The sequence below is a fragment of the Microcoleus sp. T3_B1 genome (genome assembly GCF_036700445.1).
GTDB lineage: Bacteria > Cyanobacteriota > Cyanobacteriia > Cyanobacteriales > Microcoleaceae > Microcoleus.
Window position 1 is genome coordinate 1 of sequence record NZ_JAUBOX010000051.1, and the last position, 19377, is coordinate 19377.

Consider the following 19377-nt stretch of genomic DNA (forward strand, 5'->3'; position numbering starts at 1 on the left):
CCTACGGAAAATCAGGCTTTTGTAGTTTCGGGGCAACCACGGGGGGATTGCCCCTACGGAAAATCAGGCTTTTGTAGTTTCGGGGCAACCACGGGGGGATTGCCCCTACGGAAAATCAGGCTTTTGTAGTTTCGGGGCAACCACGGGGGGATTGCCCCTACGGAAAATCAGGCTTTTGTAGTTTCGGGGCAACCACGGGGGGATTGCCCCTACGGAAAATCAGGCTTTTGTAGGGGCGGTGCCCCCGTGCCCGCCCTCACCCACAGATGATTTCATGGGTATTTCAGGCATCGGGGCAACCACGGGGGGTTTGCCCCTACAAGAGAATGAAACCGCCCTGCCACATTAGGGCATTCTCACTTTCTGATATCCAATGAAAGCCAATTTACTGCTGATTGCAAGCTTATAGACGGCAATAGCAGCATTTAGAAAACCAGTTTTTGAGATGTTTCGGATTAATTAAATAAGCGTGCGAAGTGCGACCAGGATTTGGTATCAGATGAAAGCAACTTGAGTTAAATGATGACATAATCTTCGCCCAAAACAACTTGATTGACCTGTGGTTCCGGGTCTATTGGGTCGCTGTAATGAGTCTCAATGTGTTGGATGAAACTTTCCCGATAAGCTTTGAGATGCGAGTTAAGTGCTTCGATATCCTGTTCTCCTGTCGCGTAACCCCTCTCTTTTCGGAAGTGACCGGATTCCTTAACAAAAGCCATGTCAACTTGCCACAAAGCTGAATCAATCGGGCGATATGACAAATCAACAATATCGTAAGCTGCGAAGCCTTGGGACTTCATAAAACTCATTACATCATACATCTGACCGAATAAAGTAACTTCTACAATTACATATTCAGTCTGCTGCAAAATCTCAGTTGCTCCTGCTAAAACATCTAATTCCTGTCCGTCTACATCAACTTTAATTAAATACGGGCCTGGCAAGTTTCTTTCCCTGCATATTCCATCCAGGGTAATTGCTGGTATGTTCCTCAAATAAGGATTGCTGCTGTCAGTAACGCGATTTTCAGCAAGTGAAGAATGCACCATACCGGGACTGACGTTGAGGGTGAAAACTCCCGATTCTTTGGTCGCTGCAGCAATAATGTATTCTGCACTTTTGAGCTTGCGGAAAATTTTGGCGAGGTAAGGTTCATTTTCGGCGATGGGTTCAATTAGCAAATGTCGCGAATTGGGGAAAGTTTCGTAAAGGTTAAAAGTTCCCAAGGCGGCACCGACATCAATCACAGTTCTTGGTTGAAAACCTAACTGTTTAGCCAGCAACAAGCTGCCTGACATCGAGTTTCTAAGAGGTTCTGTTTGTTGGCTCACAATTTTTCCCAGATTTAAATGTGGATATAATTAATATTATGTCTGCCAGCAGAGTTATTATATGTCCGAATAAAAAAAACGAAGCAATCGCCGAGGTTTGCGATTGCTTCCCTTCGGATCGCAATGACAGAAATAGGTTTCAACTGAGATATTGCACCATTCTCAATCAGTTTTTTTAGGAACAGGCTTTCCGGCCTGTTCCACAAAGAGTGAATTTTCTGGTGAAACAGGGATCTTGCCTGTTAAGCGAGAATGGTGCAAGATGTGAGTGTCAATGCAACCTGCTACTATTTCGCGGATTTCTGCGCCTTGTTTTCCGGTTCGACAGATTGCAAAGCTTCGTCGAGAATTGCCCGCGCTTCTTCGGCTTTACTTCTAGCTTCTCGATAGCGGACGTTAGCTTGAGCAAAGTTTTTGAGAACCTTGAAACCATCTTTCAAACGACTAATTTCCTCGGCAGTCACAGCCTCATCTGTAAACAAAATGTCGATCGCCGCCCGGATTTTGAGTGCTTCTTCGCGGGATTCCATCACTTTCAATTTGAGACTTGCCAAATTGCTCAAAATCTGCACTGCTTCAGTAATCGCGTCCTCGCCTTCAGACGCAGCATCTTCGATATCCTTAACTTCAACAAACTGCTTGGGCCCAAATCCCTCCACGAGTTCCGTAGGCAGCTTGCCCTCATCCATGAGCTCCATCAGCCGATCCATCGCTTCTTCGCGGGCTTTGGCTGAATCTTTCCCTTTGACAGTTAAAATAATTTCGGGGCTTTGAGGAAGTGTATAGCGAACCATATTTTGACAGCCTGTGCGCGAAAACAATTGAATGATATTTTATCTTTATTCGATCGCCAGTTGCAGCTATCAATCCGCTCCATTACCAACCGCTTGCCAAAACTTGACACATATACACTCAAAAGGAACCCTCGACAATGAAAGATAAATTTCTTAACTTGCTCAACTTGTTTTTAGTAGCTGATGTGTTTTTCGTCTTTGCCATTTTTGGGTGGTTTGTGATCGCAGTAGCAGGTCGATCGACTGGCGTGAATCTCGGTTTTGATTTGTGGTACAGTCTCTGGCAGCCCGTATTTAATCCCGCCCTCGGAATTCTTATGGGCGGTGCTATTCTCAGCGGTATAATTAACCAAGTTTCTAAACGCCTCAATCCCAAGTAAAATTGATGTTTTGTTGGAGACGGTGATTGGCGATGCTACGCAAGTTGGCGATCGAACTTGTGGAATGCTTCAGAGATGAGGCACTCAATTAGGTCGATGAAGCTTGAAAATACATAAGTAGTCAAAAACGAGTGAAACGCTCCCCAAAGGAGCGATATCTTATGAAAGCAATCACAAAAGTTATGATAGCTTTACATTCTGTTACAGAGTAAAGTTTATTTTTGCCTACCTATTTACGTCTAAAATCAGGATTGGACGATCGGGATCTAAAAATATCAACTCATATTCAGAGTAACAAAAGTCGGGCAATTATGGGAGAACAAAAATGTATCGGTATCCTCACCAGCGGGGGTGACTGTGCAGGCTTAAACGCAGTTATTAGAGCCGTTGTCTACCGCGCAACGGGAACTTACAATTGGAAAGTGATGGGGATTCGTCAAGCCACCAACGGATTGATGAGTCGTCCCCCTGAAGCAATTCCATTGGATATTGAGAAAGTAGACTCGTGGCTCACCATTGGTGGTACGATGCTAGGCACGACAAATAAGGGCGACCCTTTTGCTTTCCCGATGCCGGATGGGACTCTACGCGATCGGGCTGAGGACATTATCGAAGGCTATCATCAACTAGGTCTGGATGCCTTAATTGGCATTGGTGGCGATGGCAGTCTCGCCATTCTCAGGAAGATTGCTCAACAAGGTAATTTGAATTTAGTTGCTATTCCTAAAACTATTGATAATGATGTCGGAATTACCGAGCGTTCCATCGGTTTTGATACTGCTGTCAATATTGCCACTGAAGCACTCGACCGCTTGCATTTTACTGCGGCCAGTCACAGCCGCGTTATGATTGTTGAAGTCATGGGACGCGACGCCGGACATATTGCAATTAGTGCCGGAATTTCAGGGGGAGCTGATATAATTCTGATTCCCGAAATCCCTTACACAATTTCCAAAATCTGTGCCCAAATCCAAGAACGCCAAGACCGGGGAAAAAACTACTGTTTAATTATAGTAGCGGAGGCAGTTCGCACTGAAGAAGGCGAATTAGTAATGCACACAAATCGTTTAGGTCAAAGTCGATTAGGCGGAATTGGTCAGTATTTAGCTGATACAATTTCTGACTGCAGCGGTGCAGAAACTCGCGTCACCGTTTTGGGACACATTCAACGCGGAGGAACTCCTTCATCGCTAGAAAGATTAATTGCTTCTGCTTTTGGCATCGCAGCAGTTGATTTAATTGCCGAAGAGAAATACGACTGCATGGTATCTTGGCAAAAGCGGGAAGTTGTGAGCGTTCCTCTGGAAGATGCGATCGCCAAATACAGACCTGTAGACTTCGATGGTACTCTGGTTAAAACTGCCCGCGGTTTAGGGATTTGTCTGGGAGACTAAACAATTACCCGTCCGATTTCTCAAAGGTTTAGTCGGGGACGCACTCAGAACCACGAAACTGGGTTAACCGAGACTGAGGGTTTTAAGCCAGTGTATTGTGGTTAAAAAACCAAGGTGCTCACCGATCGTGCTTCCACGACTAATATTAACCTGGAAGTAGTGGCGTTTCAACTATGATTAGTGTAACTTGCAATCAGTTCCGATCGAGTATCGACCCAGAGCGCGATCGCACTCGGAACTACAAAATACCGCAACAAGTGGAAAGGTGAGAAATTGGCACCATTTACTGCACAAATTAGAGTGCGCCATTACGAAATGGACGCCCTCGGTCACGTAAATAATGCTGTCTACCAGCATTATTTAGAACACGCTGCGATCGAACATTTAGAACACTTGGGATTTACACTCGATCGCTACCGGGAATTGGGCGGCGTCTTTGTCATGCGGCGGATAGAGATTGACTATTTGCGATCGGCAGCCTCGGGCGATCGATTGGAGATATCCACTTGGATCGAACAAATGCGCGGCCCGCGCGCTGTCCGCCGCTACGAAATTCGCTTGGCTGGAAGTGACGAAATATTGTTAAAAGCAGAGGCGCTTTGGGTTTGGGTTGAAGTGACCACCATGCGCCCGCGAGCAATTCCCAAACAAATAATTGATATTTTTGAATCACAATCTCAAGCATTACCAACATAAAGCCAAAATCAACTATTATATTTGCAAAATCCTGTAAAAATCTATTGGTTTGTAGTGACGGCTTCAGCCCTTCATTCCCCCTTTGTAGAAGTGCAAAAAGTTGATTGTCGCCGGGGCCGCAAATCCCGATCGCAAAAAGTCGGATCGCCCGCCTGCCAGTTTGGATGCCGCAGAGGTACGATGGAATATAGGGAGGGAGGCCAAGCCGGCGAAGGTTAAGCTTGGTGACAATACCCACAGGAAGGAAAAAATGACACTTAACTTGCGGCGACCGATTTTGATAGGCGGAATAGGACTTTCAGCAGCGCTGTGGCTGCTGGAAACTCTACAGCATTCGGGTTCAGAAATGGGCGAAACGGCACTCATCGGCTTGGCGGCTGCCGGTGCGGGGTATTGGTGGTGGAAGCAACAATCCCCCAAACTCGAACTCGCACTCCCGCAACCCCTGGCCAACCGGGAAGCAGCCGAAAAAGCGATCGCGACTTCAGAAACAGCAATTAAATTGCTCGCTTCAGAAGCTCCAAACTCTGCTGATCCTGCTAATCTAACAGCACAGCTCGATCGGCTCAGAAGCGAATTAGATAGACAAGATTTACGGATTACCGTAACTGGCGGCAAAGCTGTCGGCAAAACTGCCTTAATTCAAGTTTTAAATTCTAATTGGGTCTCTCAACACTCGCAAAAGCTTAGTTTACAAGAAACAGCAGCGCTGTTTGCTAATACAAATGCCGATGCCAAAATCAACGGTGATTTAGTGCTGTTTGTGACAGCGGGCGACATCACAGATTCGGAATTTCAAACATTATCTCAGCTAGCGTCTGCAGGTCAGCGCGTGCTGCTAGTCTGGAACAAACAAGACCAATATTTGCCAGAACAGCAGTCGCAGGTTTTGCACTCTTTGCAGCAGAAAATGCAAGGAATATTGGGGACAGAAGAGATAATTGCGATCGCAGCTTCTCCCAATTCTATTAAAGTGCGGCAGCACCAAGCGGACGGCACAGTTCAAGAACGCATCGAAAATCAAGTCTCTCAACTCGACGGGCTGACGGAAAGATTGACTAAAATCTTAACTGAAGAACGGCAACAGTTGGTCTGGGCGAGTGCAGTGCGCGAGGCTGCAAGTATCAAGTTAGAGGCGAAAACCTTATTAAATGCAGTCAGGCGCGATCGGGCACTTCCCATTATCGAACAATATCAGTACATCGCCGCCGCCGCCGTCTTTACTAACCCGGTTCCAGCTTTAGACTTGCTAGCAACAACCGCCATCAGTACCCAACTTGTAATCGACCTCGGCGCTATCTACCAGCAAAAGTTTTCCTTAGACCAAGCTAAGACAGTAGCGGCAACTTTGGCAAGTCAAATGTTTAAATTAGGGTTGGTAGAAATGTCTACCCAAACTATTACTGGACTGCTGAAAAGCAATGCCGTCACCTACGTAGCAGGAGGCGCGGTGCAGGGAATTAGTGCAGCATATTTTACCAGAATAGCTGGACTGAGTTTAATTGAATATTTCCAAAGTCGAGAAGGGGAAAATGCTGGAATAGGCATTTTAAATATCGACCATTTGACTAAAACTTTGCAAGCCGTATTTACGCAAAATCAGCAAGTTTCTTTCTTGCAATCTTTCGTCAACCAAGTGGCGAGTCGCCTTTCCTCTCAGGTATCTGGACCCGAAACCCTTAAGTCGGCGGTCAATTAAGTAAAATAAAGGAACAGGCTTTCCGGCCTGTTCCACAAGACAGTTTTTTGTTGTGGAACGGGCATCTTGCCCGTTCCCCGGCAGAGCAGGGGAACCAGTTAATATTTTCCTTCTTCCTTCTATTATACAATCAAAGACAGTTTGCACGATGATACAAACTCAACCAAAAATACTAACCTTTGAAGAATTTATAGAATCCAAAGCTGAGAACAGATGCTACGAACTTCACGATGGGGTAATGGTTGAAATGCAGCCAACAGGAGAACACGAAGATATCACAGCATACCTTGTTCAAGAATTTACGCTGCTCTACACCGAACTGCAACTTCCATACCGCATTCCCTCGAAAGCGCTAGTTAAGCCACCAGCTAAAGATACAGGATATATCCCTGATGTTTTGTTATTAAACCGTCAGGCTTTAGCATCTGAACCCTTATGGTTGAAGTCAGCAACAATCACCCAAGGAACATCTATCCCGCTACTTGTTGAAGTTGTCAGTACCAACTGGCGCGACGATTATCTAAAAAAGTTGGCAGATTACGAAATGATGGGAATTCTCGAATATTGGATTGCGGATTATGCTGGATTCGGCGGTATACGTCATATTGGCGACCCCAAACAACCCACGCTTTCGGTTTGTCAGCTTGTGGACGGAGAGTATAGGATTACACAGTTCAGAGGGAGCGATCGCATTATTTCGTCTACATTTCCTAACATGGAGTTGAACGTCGATCAAATTTTCCGAGGCGGAGCCTAGTGTTAGGGAAAAGAACAGGCTTTCCGGCCTGTTCCACAAAAATTTTTTGTGATTGTGGAATGGGCAAGATGCCCGTTCAATATTTTTTGGAAAATTAGTAACTAAAAAGCTAGATTTTTTTTTTAAATTGTATTAAAATAAGAAATAGGATTTATAATTCGACGATCAATTATACCTGCTTAAACAAGCCGATCGCCAATGGCTGACAATTCCCTTCAAGAAAATCGCTTATCTCTTGCCCGTGCCAGTTTGCGCGAATCCCTGGCGCGCTACTCTCACCTGCGCCAAGGCAAAAAAAACTCGAATAATACAGAATTAGAAGCGGCGCTGCAATATCAGTTAGATATTTTAACTTCCACCTCAGAAAAACTAGACCACAACATAATCCGCATTGCTACTTTCGGCTTAGTCAGCCGTGGCAAGTCAGCCGTATTAAACGCGCTTTTAGGTCATAAAATTCTGCAAACAGGCCCTCTCAACGGCGTGACTCAGTGGCCGCGTTCCGTGCGCTGGAGTGTGCCTTTATCCTTCCTTGACAGCGAGGAACCCCCCCAACCCCCCCTTGCCAAGGGGGGGCTTATGGAACCCCCCCTTGCCAAGGGGGGGAAAGGAGGGGTGCAAGTAGAATTAATCGATACTCCCGGACTTGATGAAGTTGGCGGCGAAGTGCGCGGCGAAATGGCGAAACAAGTAACTCGCCAAGCTGACTTAATTCTGTTTGTCGTTGCAGGCGATATTACCCGAACTGAATATCAAGCACTGTGCGAATTGCAAACAGCTCAAAAACCGGTGATTTTAGTTTTTAATAAAATTGACCTGTATCCAGAATTAGACAGAAAAGCTATTTACCAAAGTTTGCAAGCGCTGGGAAATTCTGAAGAGTTAGCAGCCGCTGCGGTAATAGAGGAAACAGATAGCGAAAATTTGTCCGATCGCCCAAACAACTCCTCCGATAAATCTACTGTAAAATCACCGCCTAAAACTTCCAAATCTTTAGAAATAGTCATGGTAGCCGCCGAACCAGCGCCGGTGCAAGTGCGGGTGGAATGGTCCGACGGAAGAGTCACTTACGAATGGGAGTCGCCGCCCGCGCAGATAGACGAACTCAAACATAAAATTTTGACAATTCTTAACAGAGAAGGTCGATCGCTCCTCGCTCTAAATGCTTTAGTTGAAGCTAGAGATGCCGAAGCAAACATTGCCCGTCACGTTCTCAAATTGCGGCAAACAGAAGCCGAAGATTTAATCTGGCAATTTGCAAAATATAAAGCTTTGGCTGTCGGTTTAAATCCCGTGGCTTTCTTGGATGTAATGGGAGCAAGTGTCGCAGATTTAGCGTTAATTCGCTCTTTATCGAGACTTTACGGCTTACCTATGACTGGTTACGAAGCCGGGAAACTTTGGCAGACTATTTTCTCCAGCGCTGGCGGCGTACTTTTGGGAGAATTGGGTAGCAGTTTCCTCTTGGGATTTGGCAAAACTGCGGCCGCTGCGGCCCCGCACATCGGCTTTTCTACTTTTGCCGGAGTTGCTGTCACTCAAGCTAGTTTAGCAGCTTACGGAACCTACGCTGTCGGTCGCGCCGCCCAAGTTTATTTAGAAAAAGGCTGCACCTGGGGCCCCCTTGGACAAGATACGGTAATTCAAGACATTCTCGCCACCATCGAGCGTAATACAATTATCGATCGCCTGCAGCAAGAGTTTAAAATTGGCAATTAAAAATTGCCCTAGTAGTTGAGTAGGGTGCGTCACCAGATGGTTATTTGTGAATAATCGAAGAGCTAGCATCTGACTCACCCTAATGCTTTTCTTCTTACACAATGGTCAAAAAAGTATGCAACTGTAGGTAAACTCCCAACCACCATACTCATCAGTAATTCCCAATTCTCTAATCGAAAATCGAAAATCCAAAATCGAAAATCGTATTACCGTCTGGCAATTCTAACACCTTCCCTAAAATGCGCGATCGTCGCAATTACCGCTATAGAAAAGTAAAATATTCTAATCAGCCAAAAACAAACCCGCATTGACCAAGAAACAATAGTCGGAGCAATACCTGTGAACTGTACAAATCTGGAATTAACTTTTTTTTCAAAGCTGTCAAGGTCTTTCATCTCTGATTGTTTCGTCGGAATAACCGGAAACTGACCACTATATACGTAATAACCGATAAAACCAGGCAGTCCTACCTTTCTGTTCAAAAATGAGTTAGTTAATGTGGCAGTTTCCGGAGGCGATAATTTATCGGATTCTCCTACTTTTTCCAGCCAAGAATTATATCTGATGGCTGGCGTAATCATGAAAACTAAGGGAACTATAACTATCAACAAAGCCGCACTAATTTTGCGACCGTATTGAGGGTGTAGAAGCCTTGTCGCCACACCCACTCCCATACCGATAAATGCAAATACCAATATATTTAACAGTTCAATAATTTCGATACCCCTCAACAAATCCCCGATAATCAGAATTGTATATAATAATTTGTCTGCCAGTAGCAGAGCTGCCCACTTGATGAGCATTGAAACGCCTACAATACTAGCTACAATTGCTACATATCCGATGGCACCTAGAACGTAGAGTAAAATCGAGCCGGCTTGTTTGAATGATTGCATGGAATTATTCACTCTTGTGAAAGTTTAGGAGTCTGATTGACAAAAAAATTGAAATTTTAGATCAATCTGGAGTTCCTAATTTGACTTTTAAAATAGATTAGCTTGACATCTTGAAATCAATCTACAATCTACAATCTACAATCGATCGACAAGTTCCCGCGCCGCCGCTTTGGTAACTTGTGCGATCCGTTCCTTCACAACATCCTCTTCGTTAGCGCAGCCCTCGAAGAGGATCGCCCTCGGCTCTGGCTCCTGTTCGCGATCGATCCCCAACCATAAAAGATACTCGATATTACCGGCCGGGCCAAGTAAAGGCGACCACGTTAAGCCGCGTTGCTGCCATCCTAAAGCTGTGGCTGCCTTCCACACTTGAAAAATCGCATCAGCTTGAGTTGCTGAGTCTCGCACTACGCCTTTTTTCCCGACTCTCTCCCGCCCTACCTCAAACTGCGGTTTTACCAGCAACACTGCTTCTCGCGGTGGTACCAACAATTCCCACAGCGCGGGTAAAATCTTATCCAGGGAAATAAACGACACATCTACTACCGCCAAATCTGCATAAACCCCTATTGGCAAAGAATCTTGCTCCCCCCCTTGACAAGGGGGGGCTGGGGGGGGTGAATCTTGCTCCCCCCCTTGACAAGGGGGGGCTGGGGGGGGTGAATTTTGCTCCCCCCCTTGACAAGGGGGGGCTGGGGGGGGTGAATTGCCGTAAAGCTCAGTAGCAGTCATGTACCGCAAATTGGTGCGTTCTTTCAAAATTACTCTCGGATCGTTCCTCAAGCCCCAATCTGCTTGACCGTAGCCAACATCTACGCCGTACACTAGGGCAGCGCCGGCTTGCAGGAGACAGTCGGTAAAACCGCCTGTGGAAATGCCACCGTCGAGACAAATTCTGCCTGCAACGGGAATCGCAAAAACTTCTAAAGCTTTGGCTAATTTGTCGCCGCCTCTGGAAACATAGCGCGATCGCTCTTTGATCTGAATTTTTGCTGCAATGTCAACCTCAGTGCCCGGTTTGTCAACTACCTGTTGGTTGATGGAGACTTTCCCAGTCCGAATCAAGGCCTGAGCTTGCTGTCTGGAACTGCACAAATCTAGGCTGACCAATAAAGTGTCTAGTCGCTGTTTAGCCAAGGTTTTTAATCTGTACGGATAGGGTTAAGAACCATTAATGTCAACAATCGCCTGAAACCCTTGGGAAATCTCGTTTTTACGCTAAGTCTAGATCCCCCTAAATCCCCCTAAAGAAGGGGAGTAGGGGTTGACTTTGAAAAGACTCTTGTCCCCCCCTTCGTAGGGGCGGTGCGACCCCTACTCCCCGTGCCCGCCCGCTCGCTAGGGGGGATCTAGATTTAATAGCCACACAGCAGTCTGTGATGGGGTTTGACGTTAAGTTGACACCAATGGGTTAAGAACAGTACCAGATTAGCACTTACGCACAAGCCCCACTGCTAATTTTTGGCGATTATTTTGGTTTTTCCATTGTCGCGGGGCGATCGCCCCACCTCACATGATGTGACTGAGATCGCTCTGAGTGTGTAGTTTTATCACAGATAAACATCCGTAGAATCACACAATAATTTTTGCGACTAGCGGATGATTTATATGCAGCTAAAAGCGCTACAAATACCATCAGGGCGATCGACCATGAAAACAATTAACTTTCCTATCAGAAATCCTGGCAATTGTCAAGAAAATCCCCTCGCCTTCGTCAGCGGTGACATCATCCACATTCTTTACCCCAACGGCGAAGTAGAAGCAACAACCGTCGCACAAGTCGCTCTGCGCCAAAGCAAAAATCCCCTGGACAAATGCCTCGTCTGGGGATGTGTTGGCGATTTTTAGCACGAGTTTCAAACAACCATGCAATTATAGGGAAGCTCCAAAGCCTTAATTCGTTAGTCATTCCCCCTTATTAAAATTTTTAATCTATAATTTTTAATCTATAATTTTTAATCTTAAATCTTTAATCTCAAATGGCATAACCCATAAAAAAAGATCGCTTGGAGGCTGTGAGGTCAAAAAAAGCGATCGATCCAACTGCTGCTAACTGCAAGCAACAAGCGGAATTTGCTGCTAAAAGAACTAGCAAATTGACGTGAACAAACCTGACGGTCAACTGAGTACAGACTGAGTACAGTTAGACCGCAGGCTTCTTTTTCCTTTTTTTCAAAGGCTTTTTATAGTGAGGTAGTTCCACCTCCACTTGCCAATATAGTATCAGAGTATTTCCAGATTATCAAGGGATATACAGAAATAATTGTCGCTTTGGGTACCTACACCCGACGAGCCTTTCATCCCTGCGGTAATTTATTCGGGGTACTTCGCGCAGCGCTCAGATTAATCCCCTTTAAATATACCGAGGGACTTCCCGGCTGGTAGTTAAATATCTTGTTCGCTCAATTCGCGAATCATGTAATCAAAAGGCTGATCCAAAAAAGGCCCCACAGACAAGCCAGCAGCTTGCACTTGAGCCTTAACCATCTCCTTCATAATGCTAATCCCCATCACCGTCGGGCCAATGGGAACGCTTAGAGAATTGTAAGTTTCTCGCAAACCTTGCAGCACGCGCTCGTCGAGCACGTCGGTACTTCCAGCCACCAGGGCGTAAGTAGCATAGCGCAAGTAGTAGTCCATATCCCGCAGACAAGCCGCGTAGCGACGAGTCGTGTAGGCATTTCCCCCGGGACGGATCAGTTCCGGCTGTTCAGCAAATAGCTGAATACCAGCTTGCTTGACAATTGCCGCAGCATTGCTGTTAATCGCCGCCGCCGCCTGTACCCGTGCCGTGCCCGTTGCAAAATAAGATTTCAACCGATCGATACCATCTCGGTCTAAATACCTACCAGCAACATCATAATTTTCAATCAGGCTCGTCACTGCATCGCGCATAAGTTTCTCTCCCAAAAATCTTTATCAATACTTTGCTATCTGAGACAGACCGCCTATTGTAGACTACTACAAATCGGCGTTTGATTAAGATTTGAGATAGGATTTTCACGAAGGGTAGTCTATCCCCGGCAAACTGTCGTAAAATTCAGCCGTTTGCCTTGTATGTTCAGCCGAAAAATAATCCACAGGGCAAGCATCTCAAACTGCCGGGTCGCACTGGGTCACTATTTCTGAATTTTGTAGCCCTAGATACAAAATAGTGGATACTGAAGGCCTACGATCGCCCAAACAGTCTGAAATCGGCAGATCGCCAAGACACAACCAATATCAGGAGTAAGTCATGTTCCAGACACCCCAAGAAGCCTTAAACTACATACAAGAAAATAAGATCCAGATAGTTGACCTAAAATTCATCGATATGCCGGGGATCTGGCAGCACCTTTCCCTGTACCACGACCAAATCGACGAAACCGCATTCACAGACGGCGTACCCTTCGACGGTTCCAGCATTAGGGGCTGGAAAGCCATCAACGAATCAGACATGACGATGGTCATCGATCCGACCACCGCTTGGATGGACCCGTTCATGGCAGAACCGACCATCAGCTTCATTTGCAGCATCAAAGAACCTCGCACCGGCGAACCATACAGTCGCTGTCCCCGCACCATTGCCCAAAAAGCCATAGACTACCTGCTTTCGACCGGTCTCGGCGATACAGCATTCTTTGGCCCGGAAGCAGAATTCTTTATTTTTGACGACGTTCGCTTCGACCAAACCCAAAATTCCGGCTACTATTACGTAGATTCGATCGAAGGTCGTTGGAATTCCGGCAAAGAAGAAGCAGGCGGCAACCTCGGCTATAAACCGCGTTACAAAGAAGGTTATTTCCCAGTAGCACCAACCGATACCTCTCAAGACATGAGAACGGAAATGCTGCTGACAATGGCAAAATGCGGCGTACCCATCGAAAAGCACCACCACGAAGTCGCCACCGGCGGTCAATGCGAACTCGGTTTCCGCTTTGCCACTTTAGTACAAGCCGCCGACTACTTGCTGACTTACAAATACGTCATCAAAAACGTCGGCAAAAAATACGGCAAAACCATCACCTTCATGCCCAAACCGCTGTTTAACGACAACGGTTCCGGGATGCACGTTCACCAGTCGATTTGGAAAGACGGCCAGCCTCTATTTGCAGGCGATCAATATGCTGGTTTCAGTCAAATGGGACTGCATTACATCGGCGGCATTCTCAAGCACGCACCGGCACTTTTGGCAATCACCAACCCCACGACCAATTCCTACAAGCGTTTAGTTCCGGGCTTTGAAGCGCCTGTAAACTTAGCTTACTCTCAAGGGAATCGATCGGCATCAGTGCGGATTCCGTTGTCGGGAACCAACCCCAAAGCCAAGCGGTTAGAATTCCGCTGTCCCGATGCCACATCCAACCCCTATTTAGCATTTGCAGCCATGCTGTGCGCCGGCATAGACGGCATCAAGAATCAAATCGATCCGGGCGAACCTTTGGACGTGGACATCTACGACCTTTCCCCTGAAGAATTGAGCAAAATTCCTTCAACTCCCGGTTCCTTGGAAGGCGCTTTAGAAGCTTTAGAAAAAGACCACAGTTTCTTAACTGAAACCGGCGTATTTACTGAAGACTTCATCCAAACCTGGATTTCCTACAAACTCGACAATGAAGTCAACCCGATGCGGCTGCGTCCTCACCCCTACGAGTTTGCTCTCTACTACGACTGTTAGAAAATTAATAATTGAAAATTAAAAGTTAAAAATGGTAATTATACCATTTTTAACCTGTGATTTTTAATTAAAAAGAACGCCGCCCTTAAAAGCGGCGTTCTTTTTGAGTTTAGAACTTCTGGATCAACGCCCAGACTCTCCCGTCACCCGACACTATCTGGGCAACGCTGTGAGTAGTAGCGCCCTCTGTAGCTTCTGAGACATCCTCTACAGCCCATTTATTTGCTTTCTCATCAACAATAAACAAATCCTCAGCGGTAGTGCCTTCCTGAACCCGATATATCTTATTCAGAATGAAACGCTGCCGCGCCTCAGCTTTTGGTATGCCAACCACATCATCTGGATCGACAGAGATGGCACTGCCTTCTTTTAATGTACCTTTCGAGTTGCTTAAATTGCGATCGTCCCTTTGAGCAACCCGCACGCCGTGAATCTGCAAACCAGGCTCATTCTCAGAGATATTCCAGACAGCAGCTAGGGCCCCACTTCTTCCCAAACCGAGAACCGCTGCACTAATAGTCAAAATTAGCAAAAACTTGAAATAATTCACTGTATTTATGCTCCTTTGTTTGTGAGATTATGCACTCATTCTAAATTAGCAATTAGCAATTACCAATGACCCAATGATGTCCGATATTTTTGTGATGATCCGCAATCAGAGTAACGTCGCCATGACTTCAGTTGACGGCATTGCGTTTGTCACTTTACTGACTCAAGAAGGACGAGTGGTGGCCGAGGAGACAGTTGATCTGTTTGAGGCCGATGTGAATTTTGATAACCTGAAGCAGGGAAAATATACTGTAGTTGTAAGGCACGAAGGCGTTGAACCTCGATCGGCAACCTGTAGTGTTACAATCACCGATGAAGATAAAGTAATCATGCTGACATTTGTTTACTTGGAGCTAGAACGGGTGCTGCTGGGCATTCAGACTTCAACCGAAGAAAGACTATGACCGTAAGGAACCCCACGCTTAAAAGCGGGGGCTTTTGGGAAGTCCGGCTCGATCGCCAGCGGTGCAAGAAGAAAGCCCGAACCTTACCAGAGACAGGATTAGACCTACGTTTTTTGAGTCATGATACCGGAGAATGCGACGCTAGTTTTCCGCTCTATCGCTAAAAGTTAAACAGGCTCGGGCGGGGTTAAACCAGTGCTTTTGGCATAACAAGCTCATAAAACATTCAAGGGAGCGAACATTACCCAGGAATGGAGGACTTTATGTCTAATTTCGTTTTTGTACTTGATAGTCACAAACGACCGCTCAATCCAATCCGCCCAGGATTGGCTCGCAAATTGCTAACCACTGGCAAAGCTGCTGTTTTTAAAAGGTATCCATTCACACTCATTCTCAAAGTAGAGGTAACAGCACCCCAAAAACCAATCACTCTTAAATTAGACCCTGGCTCCAAAACTACTGGAATCGCATTAGTGCAAGGAGAGGACGTAATCTTTGGTGCAGAACTAGCTCACGCCCGGTCAATCAATTAAAGCTAGCTTGGAATCTCGCCGTTCACTGCGTAGGAGCAGAAGAAATCGCCATACTCGCTATCGAAAAGCGAAATTTTTAAATAGAACTCGCCCGAAAGGGTGGCTGGCTCCAAGCCTACAACATCGTGTCGAAACAACCCTAACCTGGGCAACTAGATTGATGAAAGTCGCTCCCATTGGTTCTATTGCTCAAGAACTTGTGCGATTTGACTTACAACAACTAGAAAATCCAGAGATTAGTGGACTGGAGTATCAGCAAGGCGTTTTATGTGGTTACGAGATCCGCGAATATTTGTTGAATAAGTGGGATAGAAAGTGCGCGTACTGTGGAGCTACAGATACACCACTACAAGTCGAACATATTCATCCCAAAGCCCAAGGCGGATCTAATCGCATTTCTAATCTTTGTCTTGCCTGTGAAAAATGCAATGTCAAGAAAGGAACTCAAGGCATTGAGCAATTCCTCTCTAAGAAGCCAGATGTCTTGAAAAAGATCCTGTCTCAAGCAAAACGTCCATTAAAAGACGCAGCAGCCGTTAATTCGACTCGCTGGGCGTTATTTAATCAACTCCGTATGACTGGTTTACCAGTTTCTACTGGTAGTGGCGGCTTGACAAAATTCAATCGCACTCGTTTGCAGCTACCTAAATCTCACTGGTTAGATGCTGCTTGCGTAGGTAAAGTCGAAGAATTAAAGGTGCTGACTTCTCAACCGCTGCTAATAAAAGCAGCAGGACACGGTACTCGACAAATGTGTGGCACGGATCGGTTTGGCTTCCCAATTCGACATAGATCAAAAAAGCAGATCCATGTGGGTTTTCTCTCCTGGCGATATTGTTGGCGCGACAGTCACCGCAGGCAAGAAAGTCGGTTCCTACGTGGGACGAGTTCTTTGCCGTGCATCCGGTTCGTTCGACATCGCTACAATGAAGGGAAGAGTAGCAGGAATTAGTCATAAATATTGCCAACCTATTCACAAAAAAGATGGCTATTCCTATGGATTTTGATTCAAGGCGACTGAAGTCGCAGCCGCTTTCCTCCCCATGTCTAAAGCCAGGGGCTTCTCGCTCGTTTTCTGGTGAAAGTTACTCCGCCAAATTCAATTAAAATGTTTCGCCCCGCGAGTGCATTTCTTGGCAAAAGACCTCTGGAGGGAAAAAAACCCGATTTGTCGGATGAATCTGGCTTTACAGTTAGCTGATGTGGCGACTACTCTGGCTAGATTAGAAGTAGAAGAGGCGCGAAAATTTCAACAAGAGTCTGCTAGTGTTGAGGCTTCAGACTCGACGGAACCTGACAAGTTTTGAGTGTATGAGGTTGCTTTGTGTGCTCCGCGCAACCCTTGCGTGATAGGAGCTTAAAAAAATAACGTAACTGTAGAAAAGCTCCAAACCCTGATAGTCATCAGTCATTTTTAATCTAAAATCTACAATCTAAAATCTCAAATGGTATGACTCGCAACTCAAAACTATTGTCATTGGTTGAGCTAGTAAAAAAATTGTCTGTATAAAATTCAATCTCCGTGCTAAACAATAACTTTCTGCCTTGCGAGTGAATTAGGAAGCCGAAAAACTGCGTTACACTTATATAGGTATCTTTACAAAACAACATAAAAGCATGACTGTTGCCTATCCCCGCAAGCTGCGGAACGCTATGGGAGCGCGCGAAATTTTAGCTCAAGTGGTGCGCGATCGCGAAATTCACCTGATCACCCTCAACCGCTACCGGTTTAGCGAACAGCGCAGTTGCAAAGACCTCACCGAGGTGATCGAACAGCTAAACGGGGAACCAGCCGAACTCGTGCGCGACCTGTCTCGGCACATTTCCGACGAAGCGCGGCACGCCATGTGGCTCACCGACTTGCTGGTAGACCTCGGCCAAAATGTGGGAACGCCGCCAGGAGTCTCCTACATTGACGAATTTGAAAGGTTGTATGACAGCGAAAAACAAGACCCCACCACAAACCGCGAAGACTTCGTAATTTCTTCCCTCGCCGCGATTAACGTCACCGAGAAGCGGGGCTGCGAATACTTCTCAGCGCACATCCACGCCCTCAAACAGGCTCCCCAAACCGCAGAAAACATCAAAATCCGCGAAACAATCGAAAAGATTTTTCCCGAAGAAGCTGGTCACGTCCGCTGGGGCAACCGCTGGCTGGGTTCCATAGCTGCCAAAAGCCCGGAACACCGCCAAAAGGTGGAACAGGCAAAGCGCAAGTATGTGGCGATCGAACAAGCAGCTTTTGAATCGGGAATGGATATCATGTTGGGGGCAGAACTCCGCCGCGTCACCCGCCTAGTGGATATTGCCAACACCATGCCGATGTGGGAACGCCCGCAATACCTGATGGAACGCTTACCCAGAACCCTGCTCGCCCCGGATCTGCAAATGACTAGAGTCGATGTAGCTCAGCGCGCCTGGAACCGCGACCCGCAGGCATTTATGGAGAAATTGGTGCCCATGTTCCTCAACGGCTTGAATACCATTGAGAAGAAGCCGACGGCGACTAAGCCCAAGCCTTAAATACGATCGGGAACCTGGTTGAAACCGCTCTGCAAGTCAAACTTGCGTCTGCCTCCGCAAACAAGCGAGATTAACTGGTTCCCAGGCCTAGCCTCGGAACCAGTTATTTAAAGTCATAATTTTAAGCTTTAGCAAGTAAACTGATTATTGGAATAGTTTTCCATCTAAATATAATCGTCAGGAACCTCAGCCTAAAGGCATGAGGCTTGAAGGAGAAATCTAACAAGCCGTTCTGACGGGCCTAAGTCTTAACTGACTACGTTTTTTGAGTCACGACACCGGGAGAATGCGTAGCTAGTTCCTTGCTCTGTCGCTGAAGGTTAAACAGTTCTAAGGTAACAGGGACAGTGCTTTGGGCCTAACAAGCTCTCAAAACAAAGGCGCGTGCTAACTTTACTCCTTCATGAGATTGAGGCAACCATACCTCATCGGAGGGGCAACCATACCCCTCCACCCCGCTGCATGTTTTAACTCAATGTAAAGCCGTCCTAAAAGGACGGGGTTTCAAACCCATATTTCTGATGACTACCAGCGAGCCGAACATACAAACAGCTTCCGCAGAAAGCCAATCGAGTGAAAGCGCGATCGCCTCCGAGCAGGTCGAAAAAGCCACAGCCGTCACCTATGCAGAAGAAATTGAAACTGTCATCGCCAGCATGGCTGTAGACCAAAAAGTGATGGTCGGTCAAAGTGAAGCTGGCGGACATCTTTGGAAGTTTAAGTACGGCAGTGTTGAAGTGTTCGTGCAACTCACGGGCGAAACCGAAGATGATACTTTGACTGTTTGGGCTTTTGTACTGCAGTTGCCAGCTAAGAATGAAGCTCAATTAATGCGGAAACTTCTAGAAATGAATTGGCTGTCTACTTTGGAATCTCATTTTGCGATTGTTGACAATCAAGTTGCCGTAGTATCGACTCGGACAATGGCGGAAATCTCGACCGGGGAAATTTCCCGGGTTATTACTATTGTCGCCACGATCGCCGATGACAACGATGACCTGCTGCAAGCAGAATTCGGTCAGTAGTCATTAGGCTGCGCGACTTT

The 19377-nt window shown here is 46.3% G+C and carries 18 protein-coding genes and 1 pseudogene; 13 read left to right on the forward strand and 6 right to left on the reverse strand.

What is annotated here, in order from left to right; all coding sequences use genetic code 11:
- Window positions 1–515: 515 nt before the first annotated feature.
- Both QT990_RS23340 and QT990_RS23345 read right to left on the reverse strand, forming a co-directional pair.
- Window positions 516–1331 carry an FkbM family methyltransferase gene (locus QT990_RS23340; protein WP_333465807.1) on the reverse strand — a complete coding sequence of 272 codons (816 nt, stop codon included), beginning with the start codon at window positions 1329–1331 and terminating at the stop codon, window positions 516–518.
- Window positions 1332–1618: 287 nt separating this feature from the next.
- The gene (locus tag QT990_RS23345; RefSeq protein WP_333140734.1) at window positions 1619–2125 is read right to left on the reverse strand and encodes a hypothetical protein; all 507 of its coding nucleotides are present in this window, start codon (window positions 2123–2125) and stop codon (window positions 1619–1621) included.
- Between the two features lie 137 nt (window positions 2126–2262).
- On the opposite strand from QT990_RS23345, the gene QT990_RS23350 reads away from it, so the two are divergent.
- The 6 genes from QT990_RS23350 to QT990_RS23375 all read left to right on the forward strand — a co-directional run bounded on the left by QT990_RS23350 (window position 2263) and on the right by QT990_RS23375 (window position 8770).
- A complete protein-coding gene (locus tag QT990_RS23350; protein ID WP_333140736.1) occupies window positions 2263–2505 on the forward strand; it encodes a hypothetical protein in 243 nt (80 codons plus the stop codon).
- 311 nt (window positions 2506–2816) lie between these two features.
- Window positions 2817–3899 carry an ATP-dependent 6-phosphofructokinase gene (locus QT990_RS23355; RefSeq protein WP_333140787.1) on the forward strand — a complete coding sequence of 361 codons (1083 nt, stop codon included), beginning with the start codon at window positions 2817–2819 and terminating at the stop codon, window positions 3897–3899.
- A gap of 273 nt (window positions 3900–4172) precedes the next feature.
- Window positions 4173–4595 (forward strand): thioesterase family protein, encoded by a 423-nt coding sequence (locus QT990_RS23360; RefSeq protein ID WP_333140738.1) that lies wholly within the window; start codon window positions 4173–4175, stop codon window positions 4593–4595.
- A 250-nt stretch (window positions 4596–4845) separates the two neighbouring features.
- Complete coding sequence (locus tag QT990_RS23365; protein ID WP_333140742.1) at window positions 4846–6294, forward strand: slr1306 family protein; 1449 nt, start codon at window positions 4846–4848, stop codon at window positions 6292–6294.
- A 148-nt stretch (window positions 6295–6442) separates the two neighbouring features.
- Window positions 6443–7051, forward strand: coding sequence for a Uma2 family endonuclease (locus QT990_RS23370; RefSeq protein WP_333140744.1), 609 nt, complete (start codon window positions 6443–6445; stop codon window positions 7049–7051).
- A 198-nt stretch (window positions 7052–7249) separates the two neighbouring features.
- Window positions 7250–8770 (forward strand): DUF697 domain-containing protein, encoded by a 1521-nt coding sequence (locus QT990_RS23375; protein ID WP_333140746.1) that lies wholly within the window; start codon window positions 7250–7252, stop codon window positions 8768–8770.
- Between the two features lie 206 nt (window positions 8771–8976).
- Here QT990_RS23375 and QT990_RS23380 read toward each other — a convergent pair whose 3' ends face one another.
- Both QT990_RS23380 and QT990_RS23385 read right to left on the reverse strand, forming a co-directional pair.
- Window positions 8977–9666 carry a hypothetical protein gene (locus QT990_RS23380; RefSeq protein WP_333140748.1) on the reverse strand — a complete coding sequence of 230 codons (690 nt, stop codon included), beginning with the start codon at window positions 9664–9666 and terminating at the stop codon, window positions 8977–8979.
- 135 nt (window positions 9667–9801) lie between these two features.
- The gene (locus QT990_RS23385; protein WP_333300354.1) at window positions 9802–10803 is read right to left on the reverse strand and encodes an SAM-dependent methyltransferase; all 1002 of its coding nucleotides are present in this window, start codon (window positions 10801–10803) and stop codon (window positions 9802–9804) included.
- A 471-nt stretch (window positions 10804–11274) separates the two neighbouring features.
- Between QT990_RS23385 and QT990_RS23390 the strand changes: the two genes are divergently transcribed.
- Window positions 11275–11514, forward strand: coding sequence for a hypothetical protein (locus QT990_RS23390; RefSeq protein ID WP_333140752.1), 240 nt, complete (start codon window positions 11275–11277; stop codon window positions 11512–11514).
- A 537-nt stretch (window positions 11515–12051) separates the two neighbouring features.
- Here the strand turns inward: QT990_RS23390 and apcB are convergent.
- Window positions 12052–12561, reverse strand: coding sequence for an allophycocyanin subunit beta (apcB, locus tag QT990_RS23395; protein ID WP_333036060.1), 510 nt, complete (start codon window positions 12559–12561; stop codon window positions 12052–12054).
- Window positions 12562–12901: 340 nt separating this feature from the next.
- Between apcB and glnA the strand changes: the two genes are divergently transcribed.
- Window positions 12902–14323: a type I glutamate--ammonia ligase gene (gene glnA, locus QT990_RS23400; RefSeq protein ID WP_333057654.1), complete on the forward strand. Its 1422-nt coding sequence runs from the start codon at window positions 12902–12904 to the stop codon at window positions 14321–14323.
- Window positions 14324–14432: 109 nt separating this feature from the next.
- Here the strand turns inward: glnA and QT990_RS23405 are convergent, their stop codons facing one another.
- Complete coding sequence (locus QT990_RS23405) at window positions 14433–14873, reverse strand: hypothetical protein (protein ID WP_333140754.1); 441 nt, start codon at window positions 14871–14873, stop codon at window positions 14433–14435.
- A 73-nt stretch (window positions 14874–14946) separates the two neighbouring features.
- On the opposite strand from QT990_RS23405, the gene QT990_RS23410 reads away from it, so the two are divergent.
- The 5 genes and pseudogenes from QT990_RS23410 to QT990_RS23430 all read left to right on the forward strand — a co-directional run bounded on the left by QT990_RS23410 (window position 14947) and on the right by QT990_RS23430 (window position 19357).
- A complete protein-coding gene (locus QT990_RS23410) occupies window positions 14947–15276 on the forward strand; it encodes a hypothetical protein (protein ID WP_333140756.1) in 330 nt (109 codons plus the stop codon).
- Between the two features lie 263 nt (window positions 15277–15539).
- A pseudogene (gene iscB, locus QT990_RS23415) lies at window positions 15540–16816 on the forward strand (RNA-guided endonuclease IscB).
- A 168-nt stretch (window positions 16817–16984) separates the two neighbouring features.
- Entirely contained in the window at window positions 16985–17116 is a 132-nt protein-coding gene (locus tag QT990_RS23420; protein ID WP_333140760.1) for a hypothetical protein, read from the forward strand.
- A gap of 310 nt (window positions 17117–17426) precedes the next feature.
- Entirely contained in the window at window positions 17427–18332 is a 906-nt protein-coding gene (locus QT990_RS23425) for a ferritin-like domain-containing protein (RefSeq protein ID WP_333140762.1), read from the forward strand.
- Between the two features lie 521 nt (window positions 18333–18853).
- Window positions 18854–19357, forward strand: coding sequence for a YbjN domain-containing protein (locus QT990_RS23430; protein WP_333140764.1), 504 nt, complete (start codon window positions 18854–18856; stop codon window positions 19355–19357).
- Window positions 19358–19377: the final 20 nt, after the last annotated feature.